This is a genomic window from Chitinophaga sp., assembly GCF_036566945.1.
GTDB lineage: Bacteria > Bacteroidota > Bacteroidia > Chitinophagales > Chitinophagaceae > Chitinophaga.
This window is the reverse complement of record NZ_DATCVJ010000914.1, coordinates 1-17,386: the sequence shown is the minus strand read 5'-3', so window position 1 is coordinate 17,386 and position 17,386 is coordinate 1. Positions and strand designations below refer to the sequence as shown.

The window sequence follows — 17,386 nt, the reverse complement described above, 5'->3', positions numbered from 1 at the left end:
ACCGCCGCCGCCGCGATCATAACCACCGCCGCCGCTGCCGCCGCGATTGTAGCCACCACCACCGCCACCACGGTCGTATCCACCACCACCGCTGCCGCCACCATAGCCGCCACCACCGCGATTGTAGCCACCACCGCCGCTTCCGCCGCGATCGTATCCACTACCACTGCCGCCACTATAGCCGCCACCAGCACCATCACGGTTGTAGCCACCGCCACCACCTTCACGGTTGTAGCCGCCGCCACCGCCATCACGGTTGTAACCACCACTTCCGCCTTCGCGGTTGTAGCCGCCACCAGTGCCGCCATCACGATTGTAGTCTGTGCGCGGACGATATCCGCCTTCACGATTGTAACCAGGGCGCCCCTCAGAGCTTCCACTGTTGTAGTCGGGCTTGCCGCCTTCCCGCTCGTTATTTACATTGGGTTTGTCATCGCCTTTCTCCTTATTGGGATCATTCTCTTTGTTGGTATCAGAAGAATAAGGCCTGCGGGGGCGTTCGTTTCTCTCAAAAGTCATCTTACTTAATTAAGCGTTTGAAGCAATATTAGCTATGATTTCATAAAAATGAAATACGTCTTGATAGGAGTTATATAAGGGTGCCGGTGCTACCCTGATAACTCCGGGCTCTCTCCAGTCAACGATTATACCGGCATCGGTCATTCGTTGGTGTATTTCTTTACCCTTGTCCAGAAACAACAAAGATAACTGAGCGCCTCGTTCATTATTATTTTCCGGTGTAATAATCTGGAAATTCATGCCTTTTAACTGTCGTAGCAGAAACTCAAGATAATTGGTCATTCCTTCACTTTTGGTACGTAAAGCGCCGATACCGGCCGCTTCAAATAATTCCAGGGAGGCTTTCAGGCTAACCATATTGAACACCTGAGCGGTGCTTTGTTGCCATCCTTCAGCTTCTTTTTTAGGCACAAACCCTTTTTCCATTTTAAAACGTGCACTCTCTTCATTGCCCCACCAGCCACCTAAACGAAGAAAATCGCGGTTACTGGCATGTTTCTCATGCACAAAAGCGCCTCCTACTGCGCCGGGACCACCATTCAGGTACTTATAAGAGCACCAAACGGCAAAATCTACTTCCCAATCGTGCAATGTTACCGGTATATTTCCAGCTACGTGTGCCAGGTCGAAACCTGCGTAAGCGCCTGCCTTGTGAGCAGCAACTGTTATAGCGGGTATATCAAAAAACTGTCCGGTATAGTAATTTATACCTCCAAATAAAACTAGTGCTAAGCTATCACTTTCTCTGTTAATAATCTCTAAAATATCTTCTAATCTTATCAAATATTCTCCGGGTCGCGGGGAAACTTCTATAATCGCACTTTCAGGATCGTAACCGTGAAACTTAACCTGCGTTTCAACCGCATATTGGTCACTGGGAAAAGCTCCTGCTTCCATTAACACTTTAAATCGCTGTTTGTTTGGCCGGTAAAAACTGAGCATCATTAAATGCAGATTTACCGTAAGCGTATTCATTACTGTCAACTCCTGCTGGCTGGCCCCCAAAATGGCTGTCAACGGTTTACTGCAATATTGTTGATAATATAACCATGGATTTTTAGCTGCCCAATAACCTTCCACCGCACATTGTTGCCAATCCGTCAGTTCCTGTTCTATAGCCGATTTCACGTTCTTAGGCTGTAATCCGAGTGAGTTGCCACATAAATAAATAGCATCCTTTCCGTTACGCTGTGGGAAATAAAACTGGTCTCTGAATTTATTTAACGGATCCTGTTGGTCCTTCTCTTTCGCAAATGCTAACGATGCTACGTACTCCATGGTCTTCCAATCTTGCGTCCCGGTATATTTCTTTTAACGGCGATTCGCGATTTGTCAAGTAAAGCTGAACTCCTTAATCTATCTTCTTTCTTAATTATACTATTACAGGCATAAATGGCCTAACTGTTTAAAACAGACTGTCTTTTAATATTTTAATGCTTACTTATCATATGGCATATAAGGCTAAGGCTGTATATGGCTAGTAACGTGTAACTGTCTGAAGGGTCAAAAGTAATAAAGGCTGTTCAAATGGCACTCATTCCAAATGTTAAAATTTGTTAATGGAAGAAAAAAATCCAATTCGGTTACAATATACAAAAAAAAATCCGTCCCGAAGAATCGGGACGGAGACTGTTAACCTACAACTGTTACACTGTATTGAAAAAAAACTTAATTAACGGAAATTCCATCTACCTTCTTCCCTATCAGCGGCTCCTCTGTTGCTTCTGGTTCCGGAAAGAATTCGTATGGTTTGGCAGACATATACTTAGGATCATGTAACATCCTTACGTCTGACCGTTTCATGAATATTTTTATAAATAACACCAGGAATGGCACGTACTTGAGCCACCGTGGCATGTTATACTTATCCAACACATCGATGGAACGCTTGTTCATGGCATACATTACCGGCACCATAATCAGCGTCAGGAAGGTGGCAAATATTAACCCGAACACCATGGTCCAGGCCAAAGGACCCCAGAACGCTACGTTATCTCCCCCAAAGAAAATATGTGGTTTGAACTCACTGAACAAGGACGCAAAGTCAATGTTGAAGCCCACTGCCAGCGGAATAAGCCCTAATATCGCAGCAATAGCGGTTAAAACCACTGGTGTCATACGGGTTTTGCCCGCTTCCACCACAGCTTCATATACTGGCATCTTTTGCTGAATCAGCAGATCCGTAAATTCTACCAGTACAATACCATTACGCACCACGATACCCGCCAGCGCCATGATACCCACACCCGTCATTACAATGGATATACTCATCTTAAAGATCGAGAAGCCCAGGAATACCCCGATGATACTGAACAGGATTTCCATTAAGATGATCATTGGACGGCCAATAGAGTTAAACTGGGTGACCATGATCATCAGGATCAGGCCAAATGCGCCCAGCATTGCCATCAACAGGAAGTTCATGGTTTCCTGCTGGTCTTCCTGCTCCCCTGTCATTTTTATTAATACAGAAGACGGATGGCTGAAGTTGTGCAGGGATGTTTCGATTTGCTGCACTACCTCGTTGGCGTTGAAACCCGTTAATACGTTGGAATACAGCGTAATAACACGTTTCTGATCTATACGTCTGATACCTGCATAGGTATTGGAATAATGAATATCCGCTACTGCCGACAATGGCACCTGCCGGATAGCTCCGCCCATATTCATATCCCTGTATACCAGGTTCAGGTTCATCAGATTGTTGATGTTATTCCGTTGATCCTCATTTAATCTTACCATGATCTTATACTCATCTTTCGCATCCCGGATCTTGGAAGCTTCCGCACCAAACAAGGCAGTACGGAGGGTTCCTCCAATCTGTTTGGTGGAAATACCTTCTGCGTTTGCTCTTTCACGATCGATGTTCACCACTATTTCCGGCTTGTTATCTTCGAAATCACTTTTCAGTTCTTCCACCCCACCAATCTGTAAGGAGTCGAGATAACGTTTAAGTCTGAACGAAGTGCTGGTTAACTCATCAAAGTTGTCGCCGGTGATTTCGATATTCACTGGTTTACCTGTTGGCGGACCGCCCTGCTCCTGCTCTACCGTGATATTGGTACCTGGTATGCCTTTTACTGCGTCCCTGATTTTATCCAGGTATTGTACGGTAGACTGATTATTTCTCGCGCCAAATTCCACGAAGGCTACGGTTACTTTACCTTTCTGTGGTTGTACGCTCAAATCCATCTGTGAAGGATCGCCGGCGCCTTTGGCCACATTGGAAATAATAGATTCCACGATAGGATTCTTTGCGCCCACCACTTTGGTAATGCGGTTTTCCACAATCTTAGTGATGGAGTCCGTGTATTTCTGATCGGTACCGTTGGGTAATTCTATGTAAGTGTAAATAAAGTTGGGATCTGCCTGCGGGAAGAATACCACTTTCGGATTTCGTATAGCCGTTAGCACAATACTGAAGAACAGCAGGCCAAACGCCGCTATCACAATCCATACAGGTCGCCATCCTAGCAAGCACCATTTCAGAATAAGTTTGTAGCGCTCCTGCACCTTAGGCCAGAACTTATGCTGGAAGTGACGGGCCACGCCACCTAACCAGAATCGTTCCAGTACGATCACCAGGTAAAGGAAGATCACGAAGTTACCCACGCCCATGCTGCCATTGGCATATCCGATGAGTGCCAGTAACGCAAATACACCGGAGAGGATCGCGAATTTCTTGTCGAACTTCGGCTTGGGGTGATTCTCCCCTTCATGCCGGTCCATAAAATCAACTGCAAAAACGGGGTTGATGATATAAGCAACAACCAGTGAAGCACCCAGTGTGGTTATAAGCGTTACCGGTAAATAAAACATGAATTTACCGATGATGCCAGGCCAGAAAAGTAAAGGGACAAAAGGTGCCAATACGGTCAGCGTACCAGAGAATACAGGCAGAAAGACTTCTCCTGCGGCTATCTTGGCCGCCTTCACAATACCCAGATCCTTTCGCTCATTATAAATACGGTGTACGTTTTCTATCACCACAATGGCATCATCCACCACAATCCCCAATGCCAGCAGGAAGGAGAACAGCACCATCATGTTCAGTGTAAAACCGTACATGGGCATCAGCAAAAATGCGATGAACATGGAGATAGGTACCGACAGTGCCACGAAGATCGCATTCACTGCTCCCATGAAGAACATGAGAATAAGCGTTACCAATAAGAAGCCGATAATGATGGTATTAATCAGATCGTGCAAGGTAACACGGGTAGATTTAGACTGATCGGCGGTGATGGTTACGTTCAGATTTTTAGGGAAATAATTTTCCTGCATATCTTTCGTAATCGCCTGGATCTTATCGGATGCATCGATCAGGTTTTTACCACTTTGTTTAATCACGTTCAGTGTGATTACATTCTTTCCAGCCAAACGGGCATAGCTTTCCTGCTCGAGGAAACCATCTACCACATTGGCGACATCTCTGAGGTATACGGTAGCGCCGGATTGTCCGCGTACCACAATATTTCCTATCCGTGCAGGATCTTTATATTCTCCTTTTACACTGAGGGTACGTTTCTGACCATCCATCGCCACCAAACCGCCGGAGATAGTAATATTTTCGCCCTGTATGGCAAGAATGATATCCTCAAAGCTGATTTTGGCCGCATCCATTTTGTACTTGTCCACATTGATCTGGATCTCACGTTCCAGTTCTCCTACCAGGTCCACGCGGGTAATTTCATTGAGCGCTTCAATGCGATCTTTCATATCGTCTGCATACTTTTTCAGGGTTTGCAGATCGAAGTCACCGGAGAGGTTGACGTTCATGATAGGAATCTGTGACACATCGATCTTCACGATCTGTGGTTCCTGTGTAAGATTCTGCGGCAGATCTTTTTTCGCATCGTCTACTTTTTCACGAACCTGTTGACGGGCAGCTTCAATATTTTCATTGGCATTGAATTCGATGGTGATGGCAGAGAAATCCTGCATGGATATACTCTTGATTTTTTTCACACCGGAGATACCGTTCAGCTGCTTTTCAATAGGCTTGGTCACCGTTGTTTCCATGTCCTCCGGAGAAGTACCGGCATTAATGGTATTGATATAGAACTGCGGGAACACTACTTCCGGAAATTGTTCCTTGGGCAGGCTATTATAGGAAAGAATACCTGCGAGCGCAATGATAATAGTGGCCACGTAAACGCTCACCTTATTATCAATGGCCCAGCTGGTAGGCTTAAATTCTTTATGGAGATTATCTTGCATACACTTGATTTTAGCTGTTTTGAAGCAGCTTTATAATTTAATCAGGTCGTTATCATTCAGCCCCTGAAAACCTGTAGTGATAATTTTATCACCTTTATCCAAACCCGTTTTTATTTCCGCCTTGTCATTATAAGTGCGGCCCAGTTCAACTGTTTTACGTTGTGCCACCAGTTTACCGTTGGCATTTTGTGCAACAATAACATAAGGTTTACCGGCAGTGTACTGGATTACGCTTACCGGGATCACTACCGCATTTTTTGCGGTGTAATCCACAATTCTGATATGTGCAATCATGTTAGGACGCAGGCCGGCATCTGGTTTCAGCGGCACTTCAATTTTGATGGTGCGGCTTAGCGGATCGATGGTTCTGGAAGCGAAGCTGATGTTGCTGCGTATTTCGCGGTTAATATCCGGGAAAGAGATGATGACAGCGTCGCCTGTTTTCAGCAGGCCGGCATAAGCTTCTGCCACGTTAGCATTGACTTTCAGGTTATTGGCATTTACAACGCGGAAAGCTGGATTACCGGGCATTGCATTGTCGCCCACTTTGGCAATCACGGCATCAACAGTACCAGTGATGGGTGCAATGATGCGGGTTTGTGATTGCTGATCCTGCAGGGTAGCCATTTTTCTGTCCAGGCTTTCCTTCTGATTTTTAGCATTCAGGTATTGCAGTTCAGATCCTATTTTCTGTGACCACAGGTTCTTTTGTTTTTCATACAGGGTATTGGCAAGTTCCATTTGGGTGCGGAGTTCCGCCATGTTTGCTTTCAGTACCTGGTCATCTACCTGGGCCAGTGTTTGTCCCTGGCTTACAGCTTGTCCTTCTTTTACGAAGATGCCGGTGATCACACCTGGTACGCGGGCAGAAACGTTTACGTTTTCACGGGCGTCTACACTACCTTGTACATCAATATAATGTTCGAATAAAGTATCTGTTACCTCTGTGACGGTGACATCTTTCATTTTCTGCACAGAATCTGTTTTGCCTACTTCTTTTTCCAGTGCAGCAATTTTCTTGTCGATGTCTTCATTGTATTTTACTTTTTCCTGTTTCAACTGCTGCAGCTGTTCGGCTTTATTTCCGCCACCACCGCCGCAGGCAGCCAATACGAGTGTGAGGAAGGGGATCAGGAAAGAATATCTTTTGGTCATGTTATTAGTAGTGAATGGTGATTGAAATAATTAAGCTTATAGTTTGCCGTATGATTTCAGCAGATCTATTTTAGCAACGATTGCATTGAACAAAGCAGTGAAATAATTATTTTGTGCAGTGAGCAGATCGTTTTCAGCAGTCGTCATTTCCAGGCTGGAACCTACGCCCTCTCTGTATTTGATCTGGGTGGTATGATATACATCCTGCGCAAGTCCCATATTTTTCTCCTGTGCTTCCAGGGTGAGTACGTTGTTACGGAAAGTGGAGGCAGATTGCTCCCTTTCCAGGTCTATTCCCAACTTGGCATTTTCAATAGCCACTTCACTTTTCTTAACGTTCAACCATGCCTGATCTACCTGGCGCTTACGTTGCAAGCCGGTAAAGATGGGTACGGAGAGATTGAGTCCGGTATTTACATAACCGTACCACATCGGGCTCTGAAAGTAATCGAATTGATCACTCCCTCTGAGTGCACCGGTGGCGGCAAACAGTTGCAGGGATGGCAAGCCTTTCATCTTATATCTTTTCAGATCATATTCATTGGCTTTTTTCTGTGTTTCCAGCAACTGGTATTCGATACGTTGGGAGTAATCGAATTTATCCATATCGAGTACGTCTGCCACAATTTTTTCGGTAGACAGTGTATCCGTTAACGTGATAGCCTGTTTGAGTGGCATGCCCATCTGGTATTTCAGGGAGGCAGTACCTAATTCAATCAGGTTGCGGAGTTTGGTTTGTTCTGTCTGCAGATTGGTATATTGTACTACGAGACGGTCTACATCCAGTTTTTCTACTAATCCGTTCTTATAGATTTCTTTGGTTTCACTGAGAATTTTTTCCAGTGAGCTAACATTTTCAGAAAGAATAGTCAATGCTTTGTTGGCAGAGAGCACATTGTAGTATGCTTTATATACTTCTGACTTTACATCAATCTGGCTTTTTGTAACGCCTTGTGACACCAGTGTTTCCAGTGTTTTCCGTGCCTGCAATGCTACCAGTACGCTGGGATCAAAGAGGGTTTGCGTTAGTCTTACCTCTCCCAGCATATTGTGTTTGAGCTGGAATGATACGGCAGTAAAGGAATCTACAGGGGAACCAAAGTTTTTGGCATTGAACATTTGTTTCTGCACGATTGGGTTATACTGGTAAGACCCATTTCCTGCGATATTAGGCAATGCCAGGCCGCTGATTTCCTTATTTTTTGCCAGCTGTATCAGTTCATCCAGTTTGGCAGTTTTCACGGAGCTCTGGTTAGCCAGTGCGTAGTCTACCGCTTCTTTGGCAGACAGGCTGATTGGCTCGGTAAGGTTCTGCTGTTGCTGGGCCCTGACGTTGATGGCCACTGACAGCAGCCATCCCATAAAAGCCATACTGGTGAGCCTTTTGATTGATAGCATAGTATTATTTGTTTTTCGATAGTTGTTTATATTCTTCAATAAGCTGATACCCTTTTAAAGAAGCCACCCCATATAAAAAATTCTCCAGCAATACTCTCTGCACTTTATTCATATCTGATCCAACGGGGAAGACTTCGGGTTTAAAACAGATCATACAGCCATGAATGCGGTATTGTGTTAAGATGTTGATATCTATATCCGGCCGGTATAACTGTTCGCTGATGCCTCTTTCCATATTTTCACGGATCAGGGTAGCGAGTGTGTTATTCTGATACTCTTCGAAAACCTGGAAAGCTTTGGAATGAAATTTTTGAAGATCCAGCATAATGACCGGATTCATATTGCGCAACCGGTGATCGATCATATCCATGACCAGGAAAAGTTCCTGGATAGCATCCCGGGATTTTTGACGATCAGCCAGACATTCTTCGTTCACTACTTCTATGAACCGGCTGATGGTCTGGGTGACCATATCGTCCTTATCGGTGAAGTGGGCATACAATGTCTTCTTGGAGATGCCCATTCTTTCAGCGATGTCGTCCATGGTAATTGAGCGGGTACCAAACTGACGAAACAGGCCGAAAGCCGTGTCCATAATACGTTCCTGTATTTCCATAGTTTTACAGCAATAACCCTGTTGTTATGCAGGACAAAACTATGGAAACTTTCCAAACTTCCAAAGTTTCCAGTAACTATTTTTTATATGTGGCAACAAGCAATCATGAGCAGAAAGCGGAAGGCAAAAAGCAAAAAGCCATCGAAGCGAATGACATAGGCGGATATTGATGCTTCACGTTGGTCATTCGCTTCGATGGCTTTTTGCTTTTTGCCTTCCGCTTTCTGCTTTATTAACTAATTTGCAGTTCTAATCACGAACCATGTCGCCAAAGCTTAGATTTAAAGTATTTGCATCAAGACTGTTGCGTTACTTCTTTCAGGGACTGCTCATACTGGCGCCCATTGGGATTACGGCGCTCACATTGTACTGGGCTTTTGTTACCATCGATAATATTATTCCTAAAGAGTTCATTCCGGAAGGCGCTTCTTTTAGTTTTCTGAGATATAAGGGAGTAGGATTTGCGCTGGTATTGCTGTTGATTATAGCTGTGGGCTATCTCAGTTCTTCCTTTATTATAGGGCGGATTTTTGATTTGTTTGATCATTTGCTGGAACGGACTCCTTTTATCAAGTACATCTATACTTCTATCAAGGATGTATTTGATGCTTTTGTGGGGGAGAAGAAAAAGTTTGATCATCCGGTGCTGGTGCAGATTTACGGGGTAGATGTGTGGGAGATGGGGTTCATTACGCAGGCAGATGTCAGCAATTTTGGTCTGGAGGGATATATGGCGGTTTATGTGCCGCACGCGTATGCGATTACCGGCAAAGTGTTTATGGTGCCCAAGGACCGGGTAAAGGCGCTGACCAATATATCTGCCGGAGAGGCGATGAAGTTTGCTGTTAGTGGTGGTGTTACCAACATTTAACACCTGCTTGCTGCTGAAGACCGGCGTACCTATCAATTGCCTTAACGGGGCAACTGATAGGTACGCCGGCTGATAATAAACCACTTTTTCGGTTGAAAAAAGTGGGGATATCCCTCGGTTATAAAAAGCGAAATGGCTATATTCGTCTTCCCAAAAAATATAGCCATATGTTAACCCACGCCTACGTACGTATTTCCGTATTACTTGTAGTATTGACATTATCCTGTACAGAAGCCTGTGCATGGGGATTTTTTGCGCACCAGCGTATCAACCGGCTGGCGGTATTTTGTTTACCTCCGGAGATGATGGTATTGTACAAGCCGCAGCTGGAGTACATTACCGTGCATGCCACCGATCCCGATAAGCGGCGTTATGCGGTGGCAGCAGAAGGAGCGCGGCATTTCATTGATATTGATTTATTTGACAAGCCGCCCTACGATCATATTCCCCGTAACTGGACAGACGCGGTGGCACGGTACACGGCAGATTCGTTGAATCGCAATGGCATATTGCCCTGGCATCTTGAGAAGATGATGGCGATGCTCACCAACGCTTTCCGGGAGAAAGACCAGCAACGTATCCTGCGACTGTCGGCTGAATTGGGCCATTACATTGCGGATGCACACGTGCCTTTGCATGCCTGTTCCAATCACAACGGGCAGTTCACCGGACAGCAGGGAATACATGGTTTGTGGGAGTCACGTATTCCGGAGTTACTCGCTGATGAAACGTTTGATTACTGGGCAGGGAAAGCTACGTACATCCGGGAGCCGCGCAGGTTTATCTGGGATATTATCAGGGTTAGCGGCATGGAAGCAGATACCGTGTTGTTGTTGGAAAAACGCTTAAGTGAACAGTTTCCGCCGGGGCGTCGTTTTGCGTATGAAAACCGGAACGGATTGCTCGTACGTACTTACGCCGATGACTATACGAAAGCTTATGCACGATCGATGGGTGACATGGTAGAACGGAGAATGAAAAATGCGATAGCGGGGGTAGCCGCTGCCTGGTATACCGCCTGGGTAAATGCGGGGCAGCCTTCTTTACAGCAGCTGACCCATACAACCCTTACCACGGAGGAGTTACAGGAGGTGGGAAAGCTGCAACAGCAGTGGCTGGAGGGCAAGCTACCCGTGCGGGAAGAGTAAACCGGTTAAAATATTTATGCTAATACTTAATAATTAGAAAAGAAATTTTATCTTTGCCCATACCATCTTTTAGCCTGTCCTACACCACGCACCTTAGGTTTTAAAACACCCGTGCCGTTTTTTTCCGTTTCCTTAGAAAAACCAAAACAAAGTGGAAAGATCAAAAAATGAATTTAATCTGAATCGCAACATGAAGGTGCATAATTTTAACGCAGGTCCTTCTGTATTACCCAACGAGGTATTGTACAAGGCCAGTAAAGCGCTGATTGACTTTGAAGGGTCAGGGATGTCTATACTGGAGATTGGCCACAGAACACAACCGTTTATAGCGGTCATGGACGAGGCGCGTAACCTGGTGAGGGAACTGATGCAGCTTGATGACGACTTTGAAGTACTCTTTTTACATGGCGGAGCCACCATGCAGTTTCTGCAGGTGCCAATGAACCTGCTGGAAAGCAGTGAAACGGCCGCTTATGTAGACACCGGAGTATGGTCTAACAAGGCTATCAAAGAAGCAAAATTGTTTGGCTTCGCCGACGTTGTGGCGAGCTCCAAAGAAAGCAACTACAATCACATTCCCAAGCAGTTTACCATTCCTCCACAGGCGAGTTATCTGCACATTACCACCAACAATACCATTTATGGTAGTCAGTGGCATATGACACCTGTTACCGACGTCCCACTGGTAGCAGATATGAGCAGTGACATCATGAGCCGCAACATGGACTTCAACAAGTACTCGCTGATCTATGCAGGTGTACAGAAAAACATGGGTGCTGCCGGCGCCACTATGGTAGCTGTCCGCAAAAGCATATTGGGCAAGGTATCCCGCAAAATACCGTCTATGCTTGATTACAGGAACCATATAGAGAATGGCTCCATGTTGAATACCCCTCCCGTTTTTGCGGTATACATTACCATGCTCACGCTCCGCTGGCTGAAAGAGCAGGGTGGTATTCCTGCCATTGAAAAAATCAATGATAAGAAAGCAGCATTGCTCTACGATGAAATCGACCACAACCCGCTGTTCCGCGGTACAGTGGTAAAAGAAGACCGTAGTAAAATGAATGCCTGCTTCATTATGGATAAGCCTGACATGGAAGAAGAGTTCCTGAAATTTTGTAAAAAAGAAGACATTGTGGGTATCAAGGGACACCGTCTCTCCGGCGGATTCCGCGTATCGATGTATAACGCCCTGCCTTATGAGAGCGTAGAAGTAATGGTAGAAGCCATGAAATATTTCTCCCTGAAGAAGGCGTAAAAAAGAATTACGAATTAGGAATTACGAATTACGGAGTTGTGAGTAGATAGTAAACGCGATGGTCAGCATTCGCTTTTATCTCCCCACAACTCCGTAATTCGTAATTCGTAATTCCTAATTCGTAATTCTTTATCATTACATTTACTACTCACTCATACATTCATCATGGCTATTATCAGACCCTTTAACGGATTAAGGCCAACAGAAGAATTGGCAGCAAAAGTAGCCGCAAGGCCCTATGACGTACTCAGTTCGGAAGAAGCAAAAATTGCGGCATCCGGTAATCCGTACTCATATTATCATGTTTCTAAATCTGAAATAGATCTGCCGGAGGGGATAGATACCCACAGCCAGCAGGTATATGATAAAGCAGCGGAAAACCTGCATCACCTGGTAAGCGAAGGCGTACTTTTCCTGGAAGCTCAACCTGCCTATTACATCTACAAACTGGTGATGAATGGCCGTTCTCAAACCGGGTTAGTATGCGTTTCTGCTATTGCCGACTACAATAACGGCATCATCAAAAAACATGAGTTTACCCGTCCGGACAAAGAACTGGACCGCATCAATCACATTAAAACCACCAAAGCCCAAACCGGCAACGTATTCCTGGCCTATAATGATGTGCCGGAAATCAACGCTATCATAGCTCACTGGCAGGAGCATAACAAGCCGGTGTACGACTTCACCGCAGACGATGGGATTCAACATACCGTGTGGGTGGTGAACGCCCCCGCCGCAGTAGCCGATATCACTTCCCTGTTTGCAGAAAAAGTTCACTGCACTTATATCGCAGACGGGCACCATCGGGCCGCCTCCGCCAGCCTGGTGCAGCAAGCGTTTGAAGCCGCCGGGAAAATTACCTCTGTAGAAAATCCGATCAACTACTTTCTGACTACCATATTTCCTGCCAGCCAGCTGGCTATACTGGATTACAACCGTGTGGTGAAAGACCTGAACGGCCTTAGCAAAGAAGCCTTTTTATCGCGGCTGGACTATGATTTTACGGTAGAAGAAATTGGTCATTTACCCCAGCAGCCTTCCATGCTGCACGAATTCAGTATGTACCTCGACGGCAGATGGTATCGGCTGGTAGCCAAAGAAGGGACCTACACCACCGATCCTATCGGCATCCTGGATGTAACCATTCTTTCCAACAACATACTTGATAAATTGCTGGGCATCAAAGATCAGCGTACCGATAAGCGTATTGATTTTATAGGCGGTATCCGCGGACTGGGTGAACTGGTAAAACGTGTAGATAGCGGCGAGATGAAAGTAGCATTTGCGCTGTATCCGGTAACTATTCAGCAGTTGTTTGATATTGCAGACAGCGGGAATGTAATGCCACCCAAGAGTACCTGGTTTGAACCGAAGTTGAGAGATGGATTGATTACACATATTATTTAATTACGCCATACGCTTCCCTGGTTACTCAACCGCCGGGGAAGTCTTTTGTTTTATCCCTTTTATACCCGAACCCATGAAAGCATCCGACAACACCCGATCTATCTTCGATGATGATCCTTTGCTGGCCACAGAAAAGAAAAAATTTTATCCCAGACTGGGCACTGCCTGGTTAATACCGGTTTATAGCTTCGTACTGTTCCTCGCCTTTTGGGTTTTTGGGACTCTTTTTCATCTGGATTTTGTTGTTGACAAACTATTGACGTGTGTGATCTCTATCGTTCTTTATGGCTGCCTGCTGTTAACTTTACTGTTTTATAGCTACAACAGGAAGAAAAAAATAGAACCAGATTATAAGCTCCGTATCGAAGCCCCCTCCACCACGCTGCTGCTGGCAGGCCCGTTCCTGATGTGCGCTCTTTATGTATTTGTATTTGGTGTTCAGGAATGGCTTCATCTGAGCATGTTGGATGAATGGGAATCATCCGTATTTCTATTGATTCGCGAAAACCCGGTATTCTATTGTTTTACGTATCTTCTCATCGACCCACTGATTGAGGAGAGCCTGATGAGAGGTGTCGTCCTGGATAGTTTTTTTAAAAACTACTCTCCTGTGAAATCCATTGTAAACATAACCGCCATTAGCTGCGCCATCAGTTTATCACCTAATTCTCTCGTATATGTAATTTCCTTTTCTGTGCTGCTGTCATGGATATACCTAAAAACAAAGAATCTTGGTAATACCCTTTATATGCAATTTTTATTTGGTCTCGTCCCTGCCCTTTTGATATTTACCCTACAGGATCAATTCATTGCGCATGCCCGGCCAATACTGAATTCTCCTGCCTGGGTAGGTATCAGTGCCATTGTTGCCATTATCTGCGTTATTATACTTCAGTCAAGTTTCTCTTCAACAAATAAAACAATAAGCTAATATAAAAACTATCTTTCCTCCACCCTGCCTGCTCATCGATTGATCCGTGGGACATTACCCCATTTTCCTTACTTTTACAACAAACGAACAGACAAGGAATGAACAAACGGTCATCTTTATTGAAAGCTTTTATTGTTGCGGGAGTTTTATTTTCACAGGTAGTAATTGCGCAGGATGCGAAGGAATTATACAATACAGCATCGGGCTTCATTCGCACGGGAGACTATTCCAATGCCGTATTGGTATTGAACCAGGCTTTACAATTGGAGCCGGACAATTATGAATATAAAAAGCAGCTGGCTTTTACTTTCTACCTGAAAGGTGATCTTGTGAAAGCGAAAAGTGTAGTCGAGCCATTACTGAATAGCAGGGAAGTAGATGTACAGGCGTTTCAGATTGCCGGCAATATTTATGTGGGCAGAGAAGAGTGGAAAACCGCGCAGCGCATGTACGAGCGGGCGATTAAGAAGTTCCCTAACAGCGGTGAGTTGTACAACGACAACGGCACGCTGCTGATGAACTTTAAGATGTACGATGGCGCATTACGCAGCTGGATTAAAGGCATTGAGCAGGACCCCGGGTTTCCAGGTAACTACTATAATGCTACCAAAACATATGATTTCAGTAACAATCCTTTGTGGTGCATTTTATATGGCGAAACCTTCATGAATATGGAAAGCTTCACCACGCGCACGGCTGAGATAAGGAACATTGTGCTGGAATCTTACAAGAAATTATTCAACGACCCATCGCTCTTTGACGCGATGCTGCCAGATGATAAAAAGGGCAAAAGAGGCAATGCCGATTTTGTAGAAGCTTATAAAACCTCCATGGGCAAGCAAATGAGTGTGGTTACCGGCGGAATAGATCCGGAAGTACTGGTAATGATACGCACCCGTTTTCTGCTGGATTGGTTTAGTTTTTATGGCATGAAATATCCCTTTGCCCTCTTCGATTTTCAACGCACGCTGTTGCAGGAGGGTATGTTTGAATCATATAATCAGTGGCTGTTTGGCCCTGCTGCCAATCAGGCCGGTTATAAAGCATGGATAGCACTACATAAGCAGGACTATGACACATTCCTGAAATATCAACGTGACAATCCATTGAAGCCAAGACCAGACGAATATTATAATGACGGAAGGTTTACGCTGATAAATTCGGGATATTAGTATTTAGACATTTTTTGATTTATAGATTTAGTCATTTAGTTGCTGTAGCAACTGAATGACTAAATCCGTAAATTGTAAATCTCAAATTCTGAATATGCTCGTTAACAAACACCAAAACATTATTGACAACGCTGTAAAGGCGAACCACGAACGAATTTTTTATTCGCAATATCCGGAGCATCCTAAAGCTTACGGTGAAGAAGCCCATGCAAAGGGCGTTCAGAGCTATCAGCAACTGCTGGGCAAACCCTTCAAACAATTACTGCAAACAGGCGAAACCGGCTGGAGTGGAGAAGAGGTATCTCCTTACACCCGTGAAGTGCTGGGCGTTACGTATCCCATTTTTACCGTGGCTGATCTGCTCGCAAAAGCAGCTGTAGCCGGCAAAAGCTGGGGGAAAGTATCTATAGCTGAAAGAGCTGGTATCCTCACAGAAACACTGGAGCGGGTGAAAGACTACTTTTTTGATATTGCCAATGCCACCATGCATACTACGGGCCAAAGCTTCATGATGAGCTTTCAGGCTTCCGGTCCACATGCCAACGACCGTGCCCTGGAGGCGGTAGCCACCGGCTACCATGAGTTGCAGCGCTACCCGCCCAATCTTACCTGGGAGAAGCCGATGGGCAAAACCAGCATCAAACTATATAAAACCTTCAAACCCATTCCTAAAGGTACCGGCGTAGTCATTGGCTGTTCCACCTTTCCGGTATGGAATACCCTGCCTGGTGTATATGCAGATCTGATTACCGGTAATGCCGTGATCGTAAAGCCGCATCCCAAAGCAGTACTTCCTATAGCCATTGCCGTTAGTGCCATCCAACAGGTATTACAGGACAACGGCTATGATCCGAATCTGTGCCAGCTGGCAGCAGACAGCTCGGAACACCTGATCACCAAAGACTTGTGTGAGCATCCGGATGTAAAACTGATAGACTATACCGGCGGCAGTCCGTTTGGCAACTATATAGAATCCTTATCCGGCAAAACGGTATTTACAGAAAAGGCCGGGGTTAACTCCGTAATACTGGACAGTGTGAAAGATCTGGATGCTGTTATCCAGAACCTGGCATTTTCTGTTAGCTTGTATTCCGGTCAGATGTGTACGGCGCCACAGAACTTTTTTATCCCTGAGCAAGGAGTACGCACCGACAACGGGCAGGTATCTTTTAACGACGTGGTACAGAAATTCAAGGACGCTGTAGTGGGCCTGGTGAACCATCCCAAAATGGGTGCAGGCACGTTAGGCGCCATACAAAACGACAGCACCCTTACGCGGGCGAAAGAAGCGCTTCACCTCGGCGGAAAAGTGATCCTGGAAGGCACTCCGGTAATAAATGAAGAGTTTTCCAACGCCAGGGTATGCGCCCCTACTATATTAGAAGTGACCAGTGCCGACACGGGCATCTATGAAAAAGAGCTTTTCGGCCCTGTAGTGTTGCTTATTAAAACCAGAGATACAGAGCACAGCATTCAACTGGCCAAACAAATGGCCACTAAATATGGGGCTATTACCTGCGGCGCTTATACCACCGATGGTGATACCAAAGAAACGATTGCGGAAGAAATGAACAGCGTGTTTACCCCGGTATCCTTTAATCTCACCGGCTTCATCTGGGTAAATCAGCATGCTGCGTTTTCTGACTTCCATGTTACCGGCGGTAATCCGGCAGGCAATGCCAGCT

Annotated in this window: 14 protein-coding genes; 8 read left to right on the top strand and 6 right to left on the bottom strand. The window is 45.3% G+C overall.

The genetic code is table 11. The features are described 5' to 3' along the window. The 6 genes from VIP81_RS27495 to VIP81_RS27470 form a co-directional block, all read right to left on the bottom strand. A partial coding sequence (locus VIP81_RS27495; RefSeq protein WP_331968985.1) for a hypothetical protein occupies nt 1–519 on the bottom strand: 519 nt, incomplete at its 3' end. Nucleotides 520–528: 9 nt separating this feature from the next. Beyond that, the gene (kynU, locus tag VIP81_RS27490) at nt 529–1,797 is read right to left on the bottom strand and encodes a kynureninase (RefSeq protein WP_331968982.1); all 1,269 of its coding nucleotides are present in this window, start codon (nt 1,795–1,797) and stop codon (nt 529–531) included. 390 nt (nt 1,798–2,187) lie between these two features. Next, nucleotides 2,188–5,739: an efflux RND transporter permease subunit gene (locus tag VIP81_RS27485; RefSeq protein ID WP_331968979.1), complete on the bottom strand. Its 3,552-nt coding sequence runs from the start codon at nt 5,737–5,739 to the stop codon at nt 2,188–2,190. A gap of 30 nt (nt 5,740–5,769) precedes the next feature. Continuing rightward, the gene (locus VIP81_RS27480; RefSeq protein WP_331968976.1) at nt 5,770–6,894 is read right to left on the bottom strand and encodes an efflux RND transporter periplasmic adaptor subunit; all 1,125 of its coding nucleotides are present in this window, start codon (nt 6,892–6,894) and stop codon (nt 5,770–5,772) included. A 36-nt stretch (nt 6,895–6,930) separates the two neighbouring features. Then, the gene (locus VIP81_RS27475) at nt 6,931–8,292 is read right to left on the bottom strand and encodes a TolC family protein (RefSeq protein WP_331968973.1); all 1,362 of its coding nucleotides are present in this window, start codon (nt 8,290–8,292) and stop codon (nt 6,931–6,933) included. Nucleotides 8,293–8,296: 4 nt separating this feature from the next. Then, entirely contained in the window at nt 8,297–8,908 is a 612-nt protein-coding gene (locus VIP81_RS27470; RefSeq protein WP_331968971.1) for a TetR/AcrR family transcriptional regulator, read from the bottom strand. A 26-nt stretch (nt 8,909–8,934) separates the two neighbouring features. Between VIP81_RS27470 and VIP81_RS27465 the strand changes: the two genes are divergently transcribed. The 8 genes from VIP81_RS27465 to paaN form a co-directional block, all read left to right on the top strand. Next, complete coding sequence (locus tag VIP81_RS27465) at nt 8,935–9,078, top strand: hypothetical protein (protein ID WP_331968968.1); 144 nt, start codon at nt 8,935–8,937, stop codon at nt 9,076–9,078. A gap of 92 nt (nt 9,079–9,170) precedes the next feature. Next, entirely contained in the window at nt 9,171–9,779 is a 609-nt protein-coding gene (locus VIP81_RS27460; RefSeq protein WP_331968965.1) for a DUF502 domain-containing protein, read from the top strand. 167 nt (nt 9,780–9,946) lie between these two features. Then, nucleotides 9,947–10,927, top strand: a complete 981-nt coding sequence (locus tag VIP81_RS27455; RefSeq protein WP_331968963.1) for a zinc dependent phospholipase C family protein — start codon at nt 9,947–9,949, stop codon at nt 10,925–10,927. A gap of 151 nt (nt 10,928–11,078) precedes the next feature. After that, the gene (gene serC, locus VIP81_RS27450) at nt 11,079–12,188 is read left to right on the top strand and encodes a 3-phosphoserine/phosphohydroxythreonine transaminase (RefSeq protein WP_331968960.1); all 1,110 of its coding nucleotides are present in this window, start codon (nt 11,079–11,081) and stop codon (nt 12,186–12,188) included. Nucleotides 12,189–12,353: 165 nt separating this feature from the next. After that, nucleotides 12,354–13,598, top strand: coding sequence for a DUF1015 domain-containing protein (locus tag VIP81_RS27445; protein ID WP_331968957.1), 1,245 nt, complete (start codon nt 12,354–12,356; stop codon nt 13,596–13,598). 73 nt (nt 13,599–13,671) lie between these two features. Beyond that, complete coding sequence (locus VIP81_RS27440) at nt 13,672–14,529, top strand: type II CAAX endopeptidase family protein (RefSeq protein WP_331968954.1); 858 nt, start codon at nt 13,672–13,674, stop codon at nt 14,527–14,529. 98 nt (nt 14,530–14,627) lie between these two features. Then, nucleotides 14,628–15,701 (top strand): tetratricopeptide repeat protein, encoded by a 1,074-nt coding sequence (locus VIP81_RS27435; protein WP_331968952.1) that lies wholly within the window; start codon nt 14,628–14,630, stop codon nt 15,699–15,701. Nucleotides 15,702–15,795: 94 nt separating this feature from the next. Beyond that, nucleotides 15,796–17,386: phenylacetic acid degradation protein PaaN (gene paaN, locus VIP81_RS27430; protein ID WP_331968949.1), on the top strand; the 1,591-nt coding region annotated here is incomplete at its 3' end.